This window comes from Vibrio pelagius, assembly GCF_024347575.1.
Lineage (GTDB): Bacteria > Pseudomonadota > Gammaproteobacteria > Enterobacterales > Vibrionaceae > Vibrio > Vibrio pelagius.
The window spans coordinates 708,454-723,310 of record NZ_AP025504.1 but is presented as its reverse complement, the minus strand read 5'-3'; the positions used below and the strand labels follow the sequence as shown (position 1 = coordinate 723,310).

Genomic DNA, 14,857 nt, shown 5'->3' with positions numbered 1-14,857 from the left:
AGCATGACAGTCATTTTTGAAAAGATTTACCAAGACGATTTTGAAACTCTGCGTCACTATACGAAAGACTTTAATGCATGGGTATTCGCAGATCGTGAGGCACGTACTGCCTTACAGGTTGAGATGGAACGCAAAGGGGTAAAGGCGAAGATTTATAGCGCCTATAAACCTTTAGTTGAATTCTTTATGTGTTCTGATGTCGATTGGGCAAACACAGAATCCATACGAGTGGGTGTGCCTCAACACCCTCTGAATCCTGATTCAAAACGCTTCTTTCTAGAGTGTTATCCATTAGCTGGTTTGTATCCTCATATCGAGTTATATCAAACACATCAGCCGGATAGTACTTACCATGTTGAGTGGACTTCAATGGGCGGCTCCACTTCAACGGCGACAGTGTTTGCGCCAAATCATGTTCATAAAGATCATGTTGATGCACGGCTTTGTTCTCCGACAGCATGGGTTCAAGTGCTTGATGGCAGCGATGGTGATAGGATTGAAAGTGCCTATGAGCAACTTTTCTGGCAGTCGATGTCTGCGATTATGGCGTATCCTTTTGAAGAGCAAGAACCGCTTTTTCAAGAGTTGCATATTGATGTAAGCCTTCCGATTTCTGACGATGTTCTGCCTTTTTATGATGAAGCGATAAGCTTACGAGAGGCTCTGCATGAAGAGTTCTATTTTAGCTTGTTGGAGTGGGTTCAAAAGCGCAGTGGTAAACCGTCTGGAAGCCGTGACATTCGCCCAGGTCAAATCATCCCTAATATTCGTTTCGGGTCAGAGTTTTCCATAAAAGTGTCACTTAAGCCATTTCGAACCTTTAGCCCTGAGCCTGTAAGTGACGAACCAGTGACAGACCTTGAAGAGTGTGAAAGCACCTTAACATTGCAACAAGTGAATAGTGTCTTGAATGGTTTAATTCAAACTCATGGTGGGGAGAGCTTTAAAGGTAAAAGCTTACTGAACCAAACAATTCACGGTGCGGTGTTTACGAGCAATAAGAACAAACACGGAGCATTAATTACCGGTGCTCAACATGCCAATGAAACTACGGGCGTAGTGGGCGGGTTACGTGGCTTAAACGAATATCTTGCAGAAGACGCAGAATTTTCAACTGCGATCATTCCGGTACACAACGTGGATGGATATCAGCTTTATCATGAATTGCTAAGCGATAACCCGACACACATGCACCATGCTGCTCGGTACTCAGCCTATGGCAACGATGTTGAATATCAACAACCAGAAGAGCAGTGTGAGCGAGCGATGCGGGATTTAGGGTTAAGGCACGTTGATGCTTTGTTGCATTTAAATCTGCATGGCTACCCCGCTCATGAGTGGACTCGACCTTTAACAGGGTATATTCCAAAGAACTTTGATTTGTGGTCTTTGCCTAAAGGGTTCTTTTTGATTATGCGCTTTTTACCTGGCTATGAAGAGCAAGCCCGCCAACTGATTGAAGTGGTGACGCATTCGCTAAACGATGTAGAGGAGTTGATGCCATACAACCAGCAACAACTTGAGTGTTATCAAAGGCACAACTTAACCAAACAGTTTGATGTGGTTAATAGTGTCCCTGTAATGTTTAGTGAAAATGATGAACTGAAATGCCCTCTAACATTGATAACCGAGTTTCCTGATGAAAGCATTCAAGGGCAACGCTTTAAGCTTGGTCATGATGCTCAAAAGGTGGTTGTAGTCAGTGCTTTGAAATATCTTCACCAACTCAATCAGCCATAATTGTATAATTCGAAATGACATAAAGCGGCCAATGTACCGCTTTATGTTATTAGTACATAATTTTATAGAATCAATAGGATTAAGAAAAACAATAAACATTAACATGCATAACATCTGCCGCTTTTAATTCTGGTTTGTTTTTACAATTCCTAAACTTATCCTACCCTATTCGTGACCCCAATCTTATAAAAAACAATCTATTAGAATGGTCAATTAGAGTGTGACCTAGCAATAAGTAAATCGTTGAACATATAGAGAAAATATCCCTATTCCATGTTTTAGGTAGGGTAGCTTATGTTGTATTTTGAGTTTCTATTTTTGTTAGTTGTCCTCTATATCGGTTCTCGATATGGCGGTATAGGTTTGGGTGTTGTTTCTGGTATTGGTTTGGTGATTGAGGTCTTCATTTTTAAGATGCCGCCAACCTCACCACCAGTCACGGTAATGCTGATTATTCTTGCTGTTGTGACCTGTGCTTCCATCTTAGAAGCCGCTGGTGGTTTGAAATACATGCTGCAAGTGGCGGAGAGGGTGTTAAGAAAGAACCCTAGACGCGTCACCTTGATAGCACCGTTTGTAACTTACTCGATGACATTCCTTTTAGGCACAGGCCATGCAGTTTACTCAATCATGCCTATCATCGGCGATGTCGCGCTTAAAAATGGTATCCGTCCAGAACGTCCAATGGCAGCCGCTTCAGTGGCTTCACAATTGGCGATTACCGCGTCTCCAATCTCAGCAGCCGTGGTTTACTACTTAGCGCAGCTGTCTGATATTCAGCACTCGATTACTTTATTGTCTATCTTGCTTGTAACTGTACCTGCAACGCTGTTTGGTACGTTGTTATTGTCTCTATACAGCTTGAAGCGCGGTAAAGAGCTCAATGACGATCCTGACTACCAAGCGCGACTAAAAGATCCAGAGTGGAAAAAGCGCATTGAAAGCACCACTGCGACTTCTTTAGATGAAGTGCTACCAACGTCGGCTCGTAATGCTGTATTGATCTTTCTACTTTCAATTGTGGTGATCGTTATTGTGGCGATGGTGCCAGAGATCAGAACCATAGTAGACGGTGAAAAGCCAATCAAGATGTCGGTGATCATCCAAATGATGATGCTCTGTTTCGGCGGTATCATTTTGCTGGCGACTAAAACCGATCCGCGTGACGTGCCAAATGGTGTGGTATTCAAATCAGGCATGGTGGCGGCGATAGCTATCTTTGGTATCGCTTGGATGTCAGATACTTACTTCCAATACGCCATGCCTCAGTTTAAGTCGGGCATCGTTGAGATGGTAACTAACTACCCATGGACGTTCGCACTGGCGTTATTCATTGTATCTGTAGTGGTGAACTCTCAAGCAGCAACCGCACGTATGATGCTGCCGGTAGGTCTTGGTCTAGGGTTAGACCCTGCGCTGCTTATTGGCTTGATGCCAGCAGTTTACGGCTACTTCTTCATTCCTAACTACCCATCAGATATCGCAACAGTGAACTTCGATGTTTCAGGCACTACCAAAATTGGCAAGTGGTACTTCAACCATTCATTCATGTCTGTCGGTTTGATTGGTGTGGTGGGTGCGTGTTGCTTAGGCTACGTGTTAGCTAAGGTGTTTATAGGCTGATATAAATATCAATGAGTTAGTAATAAAAACAGCGCTGATTAAGGCGCTGTTTTTGTATCTGTTTGATGGTTGAATTTATAAGATGTTGTTGTTAAATTGAATGAATGCAAACGAATCCTACACTTTCATCATTCATTATCTGGTGGCGCTCTAACTAGAGCGGCGCGGGATTCTTACATTCTTAAGCTGCTGGTAGGTAGCTAAGAATGTCATCTCTTTTTGTATCTCCAGTAGCGGTTTATTTTTACTAGGAGATACCATTATGGAAACCAACCAATACACTGATACAAAAGAAATTATCCTTACTGGGGACAGAGCCACAGGCCCTCTGCACTTAGGCCATTATGTGGGCTCACTCAAGCAGCGTGTGGCTTTGCAATCACAGCATGAGCAGACGATTCTGGTCGCAGACATGCAAGGCTTAACGGATAACGCGCACAACCCAAGTAAAGTCTCTTCCAACATCTTAAACGTGGTGGCTGATTATTTAGCTGTTGGCATTGACCCTTCTCAAACCACGATCTGCCTTCAGTCACAAGTTCCTGCGCTTGCAGAGCTGACCATGTACTACAGCAATCTTGTCTCAATCAGTCGATTAGAACGCAATCCTACAGTGAAAAGTGAGATTCAAAACAAGGGCTTTGAGCGATCTATTCCGGCAGGCTTCTTAACTTATCCTATCTCTCAAGCCGCCGACATTACGGGCTTTAACGCTACATTAGTGCCTGTTGGGGACGACCAGTTACCAATGTTAGAGCAAACCAATGAGATCGTGAGAAAGGTAAATGGTTTAGCTGGACGTACCATTTTGAATGAGTGCCGACCTCTGCTCAGTAATGCTCCGCGTTTACCCAGTACTGACGGTAAGAACAAGATGTCGAAGTCGATGGGCAATGCCATCAATTTAGGCGCAAGTGAGAAAGAGATCTCTAAAGCCGTAAAATCTATGTACACCGACCCAAATCATCTGAGAGTGGAGGACCCGGGTACCGTAGAAGGAAATGTGGTGTTCACTTACCTTGATGCGTTCCACCCAGATAGGAATTACGTTGAGCAGCTCAAAGAGCACTATCGACGTGGTGGGTTAGGTGATGGCACGACCAAGAAAGTCTTGGAAGAGTGTCTGCAAGAGATGCTTCGCCCAATCAGAGTACGTAGGGCCGAGTACCTTGATGACAAGGCTCAGCTATTGGAAATCTTATCTATTGGCAGCCAGCGTTCGAGAGAAAAAACAGCCAAAGTTCTGTTTGATGTGAAAGATGTCTTTGGGCTCAATATCTTCTGAAAGTTGAGCGGACATGTCTAACGCATATTGAAAACTCCCCACATCGGTGAGTGGCAACCCAAACCAATGAGGCTCACACCGAGCCTCATTGAATTTCATCTTTTTGAACCTTAAACCGGCTCTCCAGCTTCATCCTCTTCGACGATATCTGTCTCTAGGCTTGCTTCTTCTAACCACCTAACAATGGCAGGACTATTAAGTACACGCTCTTGGTAGCGAGTCGCAGCTTCTGAAAGTTCGATGCCATAGGTTCTGAACCTTAGAGCAAGAGGCGCATACATGGCATCAGCGATAGACCACTCGCCGAAGAGCCAACCGTCAGGGTATTTTTCGCTTTGTTCGGACCATAGGGTATCCACTCGCTCAATATCTTTCTTAGCCGCCTCACTTAATATCACTTTTCTACGCGCTCGGCAGTTCATCGGAAGCTCTTCTCTTAGAGCAAAAAAGCCAGAGTGCATCTCTGCGGATATCGCTCGGGCATGGGCACGTTCTGATGCAGACTCCGGCCATGCTGCACCATCGAGATGCGCTTCGTTGATGTATTCTAAGATGGCAAACGAATCCCACACTGTGATGTTGTCATCGACCAGTGTTGGTACTTTTGCAGTTGGAGTGACCTCTGATAGTGTCTCGTAGAATTCTGGCGTAAATAGTGTCAGTTTGGTGATCTCGGCGTCGAGGTTGTGCTGAGCTAAAATCAACCAAGCACGAAGTGACCAGCTAGAGTAGTTTTGATTAGCGATGAAGAGTTTCATAAAGGCTTCCTTGCGTTAAGTTTGTCTGACTATCAGCTTAAGAGATTGTATTGCGCGCCACTAACGGATAATTTTGATGTAATACATTAATAAAAACGATGGGTACCAAATCGATATGGATATTGATGCGCTAAGGGGCTTTCTCGCCTTTGTCGAAACCAGCAGTTTCACCCGAGCTGCCAAACAGATAAACCGCACCCAGTCTGCATTTAGCGCTCAGATGCGCAAGTTAGAGGAAGAGCTCAACGTCACCTTGTTCCAAAAGGAGGGGCGAAATCTTGTGCTAACCGAAGCTGGTTTAGCACTGCGTTCTCATGCTGAACAACTCGTGGCATTACATAATACGGCGCTGAAACAGGTCAAATGTTACGAGAACAAGCAGCCGCTGCGACTGGGTTGCCCTGAAGACTACAACGACACTTTGCTGCCCAAGTTTATTGAGGTGTTGATGGAGGCAGAGCCCACTTGTTCGATTCAGGTATTCAGCCAACCAAGCATCACGCTACGTGAGTGGCTCGATGATGGACGACTCGACGCAGCGATTGTTACGCGTGCACCTGATAGCGAAGAGGGTTACTGGCTCGCCAATGATGTTGGGGTGTGGATAGCGAGCCAAGACTTTGATTTCGATGCTCATGAATCGCTGCCGTTGGCGCTGTTTCAAACCGATTGTAAGTACCACGCAGCCGCAGTGAATGGATTGACAAAACAAGGCACCGCCTATCGATTGCTAGCTTGCAGCAATACAGCATCGGCTCAGAGCGCCATCGTGAGAGTTGGCTTAGCTGTCGGGGCGATGGGTAAATTGAGCGTGCCACCGGAGCTTAAGATCCTTGAAAACATGCCCTCACTGCCTGCTGTAGAGATAGCGCTAATATTGGGATCGCAACATCACCCTCTGTTAGACAAAGATCTTTTAAATCGACTGGGCGATCTCAACCTCTCTCATTAAGGCTATCAGAGCTCTCAATCCTACATAAGCGACTATTGCAAAATGCCCAGTCGCTTAAGCTTGCGATAAATGGTGTTACGACTAATACCAAGCACCCTCGACGTTTTACTGATGTTGCCTTGGTTCGCTTGATAGGTTTGAACTAAGGTTTCTTCCACTGTGCTTTGCAGATCGTTATTAGATGGCGCTTGAGTGCTAGTGATAGGGCTTTGATTCGCCAGTTGTTCGGCTAGTTGTAAAGGAACATGCTCTAGTTTTAGTTGCGGCTCACCGCTCGACATTAAAGCGGATACCTTGAGTAGATTATCCAGTTCACGAATGTTACCCGGCCACGGATAGGAGCAAAACAGAGACATCAGGTGCGAACAGATTGTTTGTTCTGACTCTGCGTATTTACGATAGATGGCTTCAATCAACTCGCGTTTGTCTTGTCTTTGACTGAGGCTTGGTAGGGTGAATATCAAACCATTGAGACGATAGTAAAGATCTTGTCTGAATTGACCTGTTTCGACGAGCTGGGTCAAGTCCTTGTGGGTCGCTGCAATGATCTGGCAATCGACTTGATAGCTTTGGTTAGAACCAACTGGCACTACCGATTTGTCCTGCAAGACATGAAGTAAACGACACTGAGCTTCTAACGGCATATCAGCAATCTCATCCAAAAATAAGATCCCTTTGTCAGCTTGACGGATCTTGCCTTTAAAACCTTGTTTGTTTGCGCCAGTAAAAGCCCCTGGCGCATAACCAAACAGCTCAGACTCAATCAAATCTTTCGGTAGGGCACCACAATTTACGGCCACCAAAGGACTGTTGTTGCGTTGACTCTGCTTATGCAGTGCTTTGACAAACTCGCCTTTACCAACACCTGTTTCTCCAAGTATCAGAAGGCTGATGCCTTTATCTATGACTTTACTGGCTTGTTGCCACGCTTGTTCTATCTGTTGATCGCCATGGTGTAACTCACATGAGGCAGTGATTGCGCGGCTGCGTTTTGGTGAGGGTGTGTTGAGGCTTTTTTTCTCAAACACAAAAGACGATTCAGATCGATTGAAGAGCTGGTCAATACTTTCACCGAGTATTGAGCCCTGTTGCAACAGCTGTGATGCAACTTGATTGTGTGCCAATACCTCTCCCGCTTCATTAGCAATGACAATGCCTTGCCAACCGCTGTGCAGCAGTGACTTTTCACATGCGAGGTCGATGCGAGTGGAGCCTTGCGGAATGTGGTTGAGCAATTGGTTCTCTACCAACTGGACCATATTCTGCACCAACAACTGTACTGAACTGTCGTGTTGCTGCTGCTCACTGGTGATATCTAAAATGCCGACCATCTGCCCTTGATGATCAAAAATAGGACTCGCTGAACAACTGATAAAACGGTGCTGATGAATGAAGTGTTGTTCACCAATAATCGTCACAGGTTTGGCTTCAATTAGCGCGGTGCCAATGGCATTGGTGCCCTTGAGTTGTTCCTTCCAACACGCTCCTGAGCTCAATGCAATACTGGTGAACTTCTCTTCAAAGCGCTTCTGTCCCCAACTCGCCAGTATCACCCCGTCGGTATCGGTCAATATGAGTCGGCTGTCACTACGGGAAAAAGTCTGGTTAAACAGCGGCAGGGCCATGCGTTGCACAGTTTCAATGAGCTGCGATGAGTGAAAACGACGCTCTTTGAGCATCGCATTTGGCAGTCGAATGTCGTCGGGCAGTTTTCTGGGTTTTAATCCCGCCTCACTGCTGCGATGCCAAGATGAAGTTAGCCACTCTGTAGGATTTGTATGTTGAATCTGCATAACTGTTCCATGTTGTTACAGTAAAGGTGTACCAATTTGGAACAGTTGAACACTGGAGCAGTCTCCGTACGACGATTCAATTCCAATTCACCATTGGTTGTAAACGTTTGGTAATCATAGTTTTACAAGTTATTAACAACAAGGTTTTCGATGTTGGCGTGTGACTTGCGTTGTTAGGTATGTGAACAAAACACGAAATGACAGTGTTTTAAACAGAAACCATGAACATGACATGGCGAATTTTCAAATACTTAGACACTCACAGAAGGATCTCACTATGATTTACGCACAGCCTGGCAGTGACAATGCAGTCGTCAATTTTAAGGCTCAGTACGATAACTTTATTGGAGGGGAGTGGGTCAAACCTACGTCTGGCGAATATTTTGATAATCGCTCACCGGTCAATGGACAAGTTTATTGCCAAGTAGCGCGCTCGACAGAAGCGGACATCTCGTTAGCACTAGACGCAGCACATGCAGCGCGTGCAAGTTGGGCGGCGACCAGTGTTGCTGAACGCTCGAATATCTTACTTAAAATTGCGGACCGAATTGAAGCGAACCTAGAAGAGATCGCGGTTGCTGAGACATGGGAAAACGGCAAACCAGTTCGTGAAACTCTGGCGGCAGACATCCCGTTAGTTGTGGATCACTTCCGTTACTTTGCGGGTTGTATTCGAGCGCAAGAAGGCAGTGCAGCGGAGCTTGATTCAAACACCGCTAGCTACCACTTCCCAGAGCCAATTGGCGTAGTCGGTCAGATCATTCCTTGGAACTTCCCAATCTTAATGGCGGCTTGGAAACTGGCTCCAGCACTCGCGGCAGGTTGTTGTGTGGTGATGAAACCTGCAGAGCAAACGCCGACTTCAATCTTAGTATTGATGGAAAAGATTGCAGATCTTCTACCTGCTGGCGTGGTTAACATTGTTAATGGTTTCGGTAGTGAAGCGGGGCAAGCCCTAGCGACGAGCGATCGCATTGCTAAGCTAGCATTTACAGGCTCGACTGAGGTTGGTCATCATATTCTAAAATGTGCGGCTGAAAGCTTGATCCCATCAACGGTAGAGCTGGGCGGTAAGTCTCCAAACATTTACTTCCCGGATATCTTTGATCATGAAGATGAGTATTTAGATAAGTGTGTTGAAGGTATGTTGCTGGCATTCTTTAACCAAGGTGAGGTGTGTACCTGTCCTTCACGTGTGCTGATCCACGAATCGGTATACGACAAGTTCATTGCGAAAGTGGTTGAGCGCGCTCAAACCATCAAGCAAGGAAACCCGCTCGATACCGACACTCAGGTAGGCGCACAAGCCTCTCAAGAGCAGTTCGATAAGATTCTTAGCTATCTAGAGATTGGCCGCCAAGAGGGTGCGAAAGTTCTCACTGGTGGTGAAATCGCGCAACAGCCAGATGATCTTGGTAACGGCTATTACATCCAGCCAACCATGCTGGCGGGCCACAACAAGATGCGTGTTTTCCAAGAGGAGATCTTTGGCCCTGTTATTGCGGTAACGACTTTTAAAGATGAAGCAGAGGCACTGGCGATCGCCAATGATACAGATTATGGCTTGGGTGCGGGTGTATGGACTCGTGATGCCAACCTTGCTTACCGCATGGGTCGTAACATCGAAGCGGGCCGTATTTGGGTGAACTGTTACCATGCTTACCCAGCACACGCGGCCTTTGGCGGTTACAAGAAATCAGGCATTGGTCGTGAGACGCATAAGATGATGCTTGATCACTACCAAAATACGAAGAACCTGCTAATTAGCTACGATACTAATCCGCTAGGCTTCTTCTAAAGTTGCTTAAAAAAGACTTAATAGTTAAATTAAAATGCCCAAGTCACGTGACTTGGGCATTTCTATTTTCTGTCTTTTACTCGTCTAGGCATTAGTGTTTTGAAAAGAAGATCTCAGGTTTGTACGTAGGCCCTTGGTTGCCTTCTAGCTGAGTCAGCTCCAAACCTCGCTTGCCCACCAAAGATTCAACCATATGGCGGTTGAACGGGAAGTTGCTCATATCGTTGATGAACTCTTGGATATCGACCCATTTTGCTTCTGCTATTTCATTCGTGTCTTGAATCTCTATCTCTTGAGTCTGAGCAACCAGGTGACAAACAAAGTAGAGGTTTGATTTGCCAAACTGATACGGGTGGCGCGTTGCCATGCCCACCACTGAAACGAACTTGGCTTCAATGCCCGTCTCTTCAAAGGTTTCTCTAACCACAGACTCTTCAATACCTTCGCCAAGTTCAATGTGGCCGCCAGGTAATTTGTAGCCTGTCATGCCATGCTCTTTGATCATCAGCACTTGTTTGTGCTCATTAGTGATCAATGCGCCAGCGCCTAAAGTATGGGTAGGGATGAAAGGCACAAACTCGACGATTTCGGATTTGTGGATCAGCGTAATCTCGTCTTCTAAACAGTTGTGGAACACAAAGCCTAATTCAGTTGCTACCGGGATAAGATGCGACAGGGAAATAGGCAGACTAATCCAAATAATGCCTTTGTTATTTTGCTTTGAAAATTCAGTGATCTGTTTCAGTTCGGCATTGAATGTGTTCGCATCATGAGGGACGCTTGCTGGGTCGATGATGATGCCGTTAAATTTGTCGAGCGTAAATTCCACGGGTGATCCTCTATTGTTTTGATTTATCGAGAGTTTTTATAGAGGGAGCTTATAACAGATGTGTACGTTATAACACCCGAAAAACTGTGATACGGAGATAGCTTGGGCGAGCGGTAAGTCAAAACAAAAGCTGCGCTTGGAGGCCAGAGCGCAGTTTTAAAGTCTTGGTTATTTGAGCTCGAGCCTAACGAACGTAGTTGGCATCAACGCTGACATACCAGTGTTGAAACTTACCGTCAGATTTTTCAATCCACAAATCGTTGGTGTAGCTCTCTATCTTGCCGTTTACCGTTAGCTTGAATGTGTTCTCGTCGAAGTCGCCAAGCTTCACAAACTGATCGGTTGTGATTAGGAACGGGTCCATGTCGTCGACGTCGCTGATGTCTGAAACCACATAGTAGTGATAGGTAAATGGCTTGGTCGCGTCATTTGGGTTACTGCGATAGGCGACCAACTTAAACGGCTCTGTCAGTGGAAGGTCGAGCGTTTGCTTATCAATGGTGGCTGGAATTGGAATAAATAGCCAAGCGGTAAACAGGCCACTTAGCAGCACCATTAAAAAGAAAAGGGTTTTAATTGCTTTCATAGCAACCTTCAAACATAGGGTGGATATAAGTGGGCTATGGTAGCCCGCAGTGCTGAAGATGCAAGCCTTGAAACAGCGTATCGATCCGTTGCTTAACCTAGCTCAAACGCGAGCGACTCAATCGCCTCTTCGATGGTAACAAAATGTATTTTGGTCAAGCACACTTGAACCTTGTGAAACTCATGGGCACGAATCAGTTGGGTTACATCTTCTAAAGAGTATGTACCTTGTTGGCGCTCTAGAAGTTCAGTTGTGGTGTAGGTGAGGAGGGAGTAAGCATGCCCTTTGGCATCGACAATACAATCTTGTTCACCGACGATGAGATCATGACTCTCTGATTGCAGTTGTTCGAGCGACGCGGTGTAAAACAGTTCGTGATCGCCTTCTAATTTGATAAACGCAGGCCAAGTTATCATAAGCCACTCTTGTATAGTCACGGGATATTTGCATCGTAAGCCAAGTAGATGGATTCAGCAATCCATTCTAATCCAATGTTATTTTTACTGCTGTGGGCTTAGTTGTTGCATCACTGATTGAGAGTAAAAGGGAGTCGAAACATGAATGCGAAAGAGGTGGTAGTTTCATTCTGGGAAGCAATGAAATCGAATAATTTTGCTAGAGCTAGTGAGTTTCTGAGTGAAGATTTTGAGGGCTACTGGCCGCAGTCTGGCGAGCTAACCTTAGGCCGAGATAACTTTGTTGCCATCAACAGCTACTATCCCGCTCATGGAGAGTGGCAGTTTGAGATTCATTCGATTGTTGCAGAGCAAAATACTGTGGTTACAGATGTTTCAATTACGGACGGAGTACAAAAGGCGCGCGCTGTCACTTTCCATACGGTAGAGAGCGGGCTTATTACTCATCAGAAAGAGTTCTGGCCAGATCCGATGGAAGCTCAAGCTTGGCGATCGCAGTGGGTCAAGGTAATCTAGAATCAAAAATGCCAGTCGAGATATGACTGGCATTGGTAGATAGCCTACCGCGCTGGTTTGGAAACTTACGCGTGACTACTGTTTTAGATAAGCGGCATGGAACTCAATATGCTCATCAATGAAGCTTGAGATGAAGTAGTAGCTGTGGTCGTAACCAGGCTGCATGCGAAGATCCAAATCCGAGTTTGTCACTTTCGCTGCTTCAATTAGCTGTTCTGGCTTAAGCTGCTCGACTAAGAAGTTATCGGCCTCGCCTTGGTCAACCAACATAGGTAAAACAGTGCCCTTGGTTTTTAGAAGTTCAGATGCGTCGTACTGGCGCCACTCTTCAATGTCTAATCCTAAGTACTGGCTAAATGCCTTTTGTCCCCAAGGGCATTGCATTGGGTTGCTAATCGGGCTAAATGCAGAGATAGAGCGGTAGTTCTCTTGGTTTTTAATGCCAATGGTTAAGGCTCCATGCCCCCCCATGCTGTGACCTGAGATAGACTTAATCGGAGTGACAGGGAAGAAAGACTCGATAAGCGTTGGAAGCTCAGTCACCACATAATCGTACATGTGGTAGTGTGCGTCCCACGGAGCGTTTGTTGCGTTCAGGTAGAAGCCGGCACCTTGACCCATGTCGTACGCTTCGTCATCAGCAACATCTTCTCCACGAGGGCTAGTATCTGGCGCTACGATTGCGATACCTTGCTCTGCTGCCGCTTTAAATGCCCCTGCTTTCTGCATGAAGTTTTCATCAGTACAAGTCAGACCTGAAAGCCAGTATAGAACAGGCACTGGGTTCTCTTTGCTTGCGTTTGGTGGTAGGAAAATAGCGAAACGCATATTGCAGTTTAGCGTTGCCGAGAAGTGTGTGTATTGCTTGTGCCAACCACCAGCAACCTTGGCTTGGCTAATATTTTCGATAGTCATTAAGTTGTGCTCCGTTCGGTTGTTGGTCTGGAGAATCATTAAGATAAAGCTAACATTTTGCTCTTTGCTAAAGGACGTCTTAAATCGTAAGTTCGTCGATTAAATCGACTCTTAACAAAGGGAGTTCACCACTTCCCGGGCGAAAAGTGGTGAAGGCAATGTGCTGGCTCCCAAGTGAGAGCCAAGCTAGGTATTATCTATCCATGTGTAGAACAGTACGGATAGACTCACCTTTGTGCATTAGGTCGAATGCGTCGTTTACTTCGTCAAGGCTCATTGTGTGAGTGATGAACTCTTGAAGACCAAACTCACCCGCCATGTAACGGTTTACGATTTCTGGAAGCTCAGAGCGACCTTTAACGCCACCGAAAGCAGAACCACGCCATACACGACCTGTTACGAGTTGGAATGGACGAGTAGAGATCTCTTGGCCTGCGCCAGCAACACCGATGATTACCGATTCGCCCCAACCTTTGTGACAACACTCAAGTGCTTGACGCATCACGTTTACGTTACCGATACACTCGAATGAGTACTCAACACCACCATCTGTCATCTCTACGATAACGTCTTGGATTGGCTTGTCGAAGTTCATTGGGTTGATGCAGTCAGTCGCGCCAAGCTGTTTTGCTAGCTCAAATTTGCTCTCGTTGATATCAACACCGATGATGCGGTTAGCACCAGCCATGCGAGCACCAATGATTGCAGAAAGACCGATACCACCTAGGCCGAATACAGCCACGTTGTCGCCTTTTTCAACTTTCGCAGTATTCAGTACCGCACCCATACCTGTTGTTACACCACAACCTAGAAGACAAACTTCTTCAAGTGGCGCTTCTTTGTTTACTTTCGCCAGTGAGATTTCAGGAAGAACCGTGTACTCAGAGAAAGTAGAACAACCCATGTAGTGGTAGATAGTCTCACCGTTGATAGAGAAACGGCTTGTACCATCTGGCATTAGACCTTTACCTTGAGTTTCACGAACAGCTTGGCAAAGGTTGGTTTTACCAGACTTACAGAACTTACACTCGCCACATTCTGCTGTGTAAAGTGGGATAACGTGGTCACCAACTTCAACGCTTGTTACGCCTTCGCCAACCATTTCAACGATACCTCCACCTTCGTGACCAAGGATAGAAGGGAAGATACCTTCTGGATCGTCACCTGATAGTGTGAATGCGTCAGTGTGACAAACACCAGTAGCAACGATACGAACAAGAACTTCGCCTGCCTTTGGCAGTTCAACATCAACAGTTTCGCGTTTTAGCGGCTCACCTGCTTTCCAAGCGACCATAGCTTTAGATTGAATATGAGTTTGACCAGGTTTGATTTCGATAGTCATTGGATGCTTCCTATATGTGTCATTAAGGCGGACGTTTGATCTCAATATGCTCAACGTATTAAGCGTAGTTGAGCATGTTTATTTCCGCTCTCTCGTTTTGTTGAGGCTAGTATAGGTGTGACTCCTTGTTTTGATAATCCCACTAAATTGAAAATGATTATTACAAATAAGTAATAATGTGTGTTTTGGACAGCATTCAGTTAAAGACCAAGAATAGAACTTGAGAGTTGTGATTGGGTTTAAGAAGAAAGAATGGAGATACGTCTATTGCTTAAGAACTCTTAATCACTTTTCGGTTAAAGTC

General features: G+C 45.6%; 13 protein-coding genes. 6 read left to right on the top strand and 7 right to left on the bottom strand.

What is annotated here, in order from left to right; translation table 11 throughout:
* Nucleotides 1-3 precede the first annotated feature (3 nt).
* The 3 genes from vsple_RS17430 (at nucleotide 4) to trpS (ending at nucleotide 4,648) form a co-directional block, all read left to right on the top strand.
* Entirely contained in the window at nucleotides 4-1,740 is a 1,737-nt protein-coding gene (locus tag vsple_RS17430; protein ID WP_261883197.1) for a M14 family zinc carboxypeptidase, read from the top strand.
* A 294-nt stretch (nucleotides 1,741-2,034) separates the two neighbouring features.
* The gene (locus vsple_RS17425; RefSeq protein WP_261883196.1) at nucleotides 2,035-3,363 is read left to right on the top strand and encodes an anaerobic C4-dicarboxylate transporter; all 1,329 of its coding nucleotides are present in this window, start codon (nucleotides 2,035-2,037) and stop codon (nucleotides 3,361-3,363) included.
* Nucleotides 3,364-3,625: 262 nt separating this feature from the next.
* Nucleotides 3,626-4,648, top strand: coding sequence for a tryptophan--tRNA ligase (gene trpS / locus vsple_RS17420; protein WP_261883195.1), 1,023 nt, complete (start codon nucleotides 3,626-3,628; stop codon nucleotides 4,646-4,648).
* A gap of 110 nt (nucleotides 4,649-4,758) precedes the next feature.
* On the opposite strand, the gene vsple_RS17415 is transcribed toward trpS, so the two are convergent.
* Complete coding sequence (locus vsple_RS17415; protein WP_261883194.1) at nucleotides 4,759-5,406, bottom strand: glutathione S-transferase family protein; 648 nt, start codon at nucleotides 5,404-5,406, stop codon at nucleotides 4,759-4,761.
* A gap of 115 nt (nucleotides 5,407-5,521) precedes the next feature.
* On the opposite strand from vsple_RS17415, the gene vsple_RS17410 reads away from it, so the two are divergent.
* Nucleotides 5,522-6,358: a LysR family transcriptional regulator gene (locus vsple_RS17410; protein ID WP_261883193.1), complete on the top strand. Its 837-nt coding sequence runs from the start codon at nucleotides 5,522-5,524 to the stop codon at nucleotides 6,356-6,358.
* Between the two features lie 32 nt (nucleotides 6,359-6,390).
* Here the strand turns inward: vsple_RS17410 and vsple_RS17405 are convergent, their stop codons facing one another.
* Complete coding sequence (locus tag vsple_RS17405; protein WP_261883192.1) at nucleotides 6,391-8,151, bottom strand: sigma-54-dependent Fis family transcriptional regulator; 1,761 nt, start codon at nucleotides 8,149-8,151, stop codon at nucleotides 6,391-6,393.
* A gap of 277 nt (nucleotides 8,152-8,428) precedes the next feature.
* On the opposite strand from vsple_RS17405, the gene exaC reads away from it, so the two are divergent.
* A complete protein-coding gene (exaC, locus tag vsple_RS17400; protein ID WP_255232392.1) occupies nucleotides 8,429-9,949 on the top strand; it encodes an acetaldehyde dehydrogenase ExaC in 1,521 nt (506 codons plus the stop codon).
* Between the two features lie 91 nt (nucleotides 9,950-10,040).
* On the opposite strand, the gene vsple_RS17395 is transcribed toward exaC, so the two are convergent.
* The 3 genes from vsple_RS17395 to vsple_RS17385 form a co-directional block, all read right to left on the bottom strand.
* Nucleotides 10,041-10,778, bottom strand: coding sequence for an NUDIX domain-containing protein (locus vsple_RS17395; protein WP_261883191.1), 738 nt, complete (start codon nucleotides 10,776-10,778; stop codon nucleotides 10,041-10,043).
* A gap of 184 nt (nucleotides 10,779-10,962) precedes the next feature.
* Nucleotides 10,963-11,364 carry a hypothetical protein gene (locus vsple_RS17390; RefSeq protein ID WP_255232394.1) on the bottom strand — a complete coding sequence of 134 codons (402 nt, stop codon included), beginning with the start codon at nucleotides 11,362-11,364 and terminating at the stop codon, nucleotides 10,963-10,965.
* Between the two features lie 92 nt (nucleotides 11,365-11,456).
* The gene (locus vsple_RS17385) at nucleotides 11,457-11,780 is read right to left on the bottom strand and encodes a DUF4144 domain-containing protein (protein ID WP_261883190.1); all 324 of its coding nucleotides are present in this window, start codon (nucleotides 11,778-11,780) and stop codon (nucleotides 11,457-11,459) included.
* Nucleotides 11,781-11,921: 141 nt separating this feature from the next.
* On the opposite strand from vsple_RS17385, the gene vsple_RS17380 reads away from it, so the two are divergent.
* A complete protein-coding gene (locus tag vsple_RS17380; protein ID WP_261883189.1) occupies nucleotides 11,922-12,296 on the top strand; it encodes a nuclear transport factor 2 family protein in 375 nt (124 codons plus the stop codon).
* A gap of 75 nt (nucleotides 12,297-12,371) precedes the next feature.
* Here the strand turns inward: vsple_RS17380 and fghA are convergent, their stop codons facing one another.
* Complete coding sequence (gene fghA / locus vsple_RS17375; RefSeq protein ID WP_261883188.1) at nucleotides 12,372-13,211, bottom strand: S-formylglutathione hydrolase; 840 nt, start codon at nucleotides 13,209-13,211, stop codon at nucleotides 12,372-12,374.
* Nucleotides 13,212-13,404: 193 nt separating this feature from the next.
* The gene (locus vsple_RS17370) at nucleotides 13,405-14,553 is read right to left on the bottom strand and encodes an S-(hydroxymethyl)glutathione dehydrogenase/class III alcohol dehydrogenase (protein ID WP_032553487.1); all 1,149 of its coding nucleotides are present in this window, start codon (nucleotides 14,551-14,553) and stop codon (nucleotides 13,405-13,407) included.
* Nucleotides 14,554-14,857: the final 304 nt, after the last annotated feature.

Excerpts from the sequence above, each read along its gene's own strand:
- vsple_RS17430 (WP_261883197.1), top strand. The coding sequence starts at position 4 with ATGACAGTCATTTTTGAAAAGATTTACCAAGACGATTTTGAAACTCTG.
- vsple_RS17425 (WP_261883196.1), top strand. The coding sequence starts at position 2,035 with ATGTTGTATTTTGAGTTTCTATTTTTGTTAGTTGTCCTCTATATCGGT.
- trpS (WP_261883195.1), top strand. The coding sequence starts at position 3,626 with ATGGAAACCAACCAATACACTGATACAAAAGAAATTATCCTTACTGGG.
- vsple_RS17415 (WP_261883194.1), bottom strand. The coding sequence starts at position 5,406 with ATGAAACTCTTCATCGCTAATCAAAACTACTCTAGCTGGTCACTTCGT.
- vsple_RS17410 (WP_261883193.1), top strand. The coding sequence starts at position 5,522 with ATGGATATTGATGCGCTAAGGGGCTTTCTCGCCTTTGTCGAAACCAGC.
- vsple_RS17405 (WP_261883192.1), bottom strand. The coding sequence starts at position 8,151 with ATGCAGATTCAACATACAAATCCTACAGAGTGGCTAACTTCATCTTGG.
- exaC (WP_255232392.1), top strand. The coding sequence starts at position 8,429 with ATGATTTACGCACAGCCTGGCAGTGACAATGCAGTCGTCAATTTTAAG.
- vsple_RS17390 (WP_255232394.1), bottom strand. The coding sequence starts at position 11,364 with ATGAAAGCAATTAAAACCCTTTTCTTTTTAATGGTGCTGCTAAGTGGC.
- vsple_RS17385 (WP_261883190.1), bottom strand. The coding sequence starts at position 11,780 with ATGATAACTTGGCCTGCGTTTATCAAATTAGAAGGCGATCACGAACTG.
- vsple_RS17380 (WP_261883189.1), top strand. The coding sequence starts at position 11,922 with ATGAATGCGAAAGAGGTGGTAGTTTCATTCTGGGAAGCAATGAAATCG.
- fghA (WP_261883188.1), bottom strand. The coding sequence starts at position 13,211 with ATGACTATCGAAAATATTAGCCAAGCCAAGGTTGCTGGTGGTTGGCAC.
- vsple_RS17370 (WP_032553487.1), bottom strand. The coding sequence starts at position 14,553 with ATGACTATCGAAATCAAACCTGGTCAAACTCATATTCAATCTAAAGCT.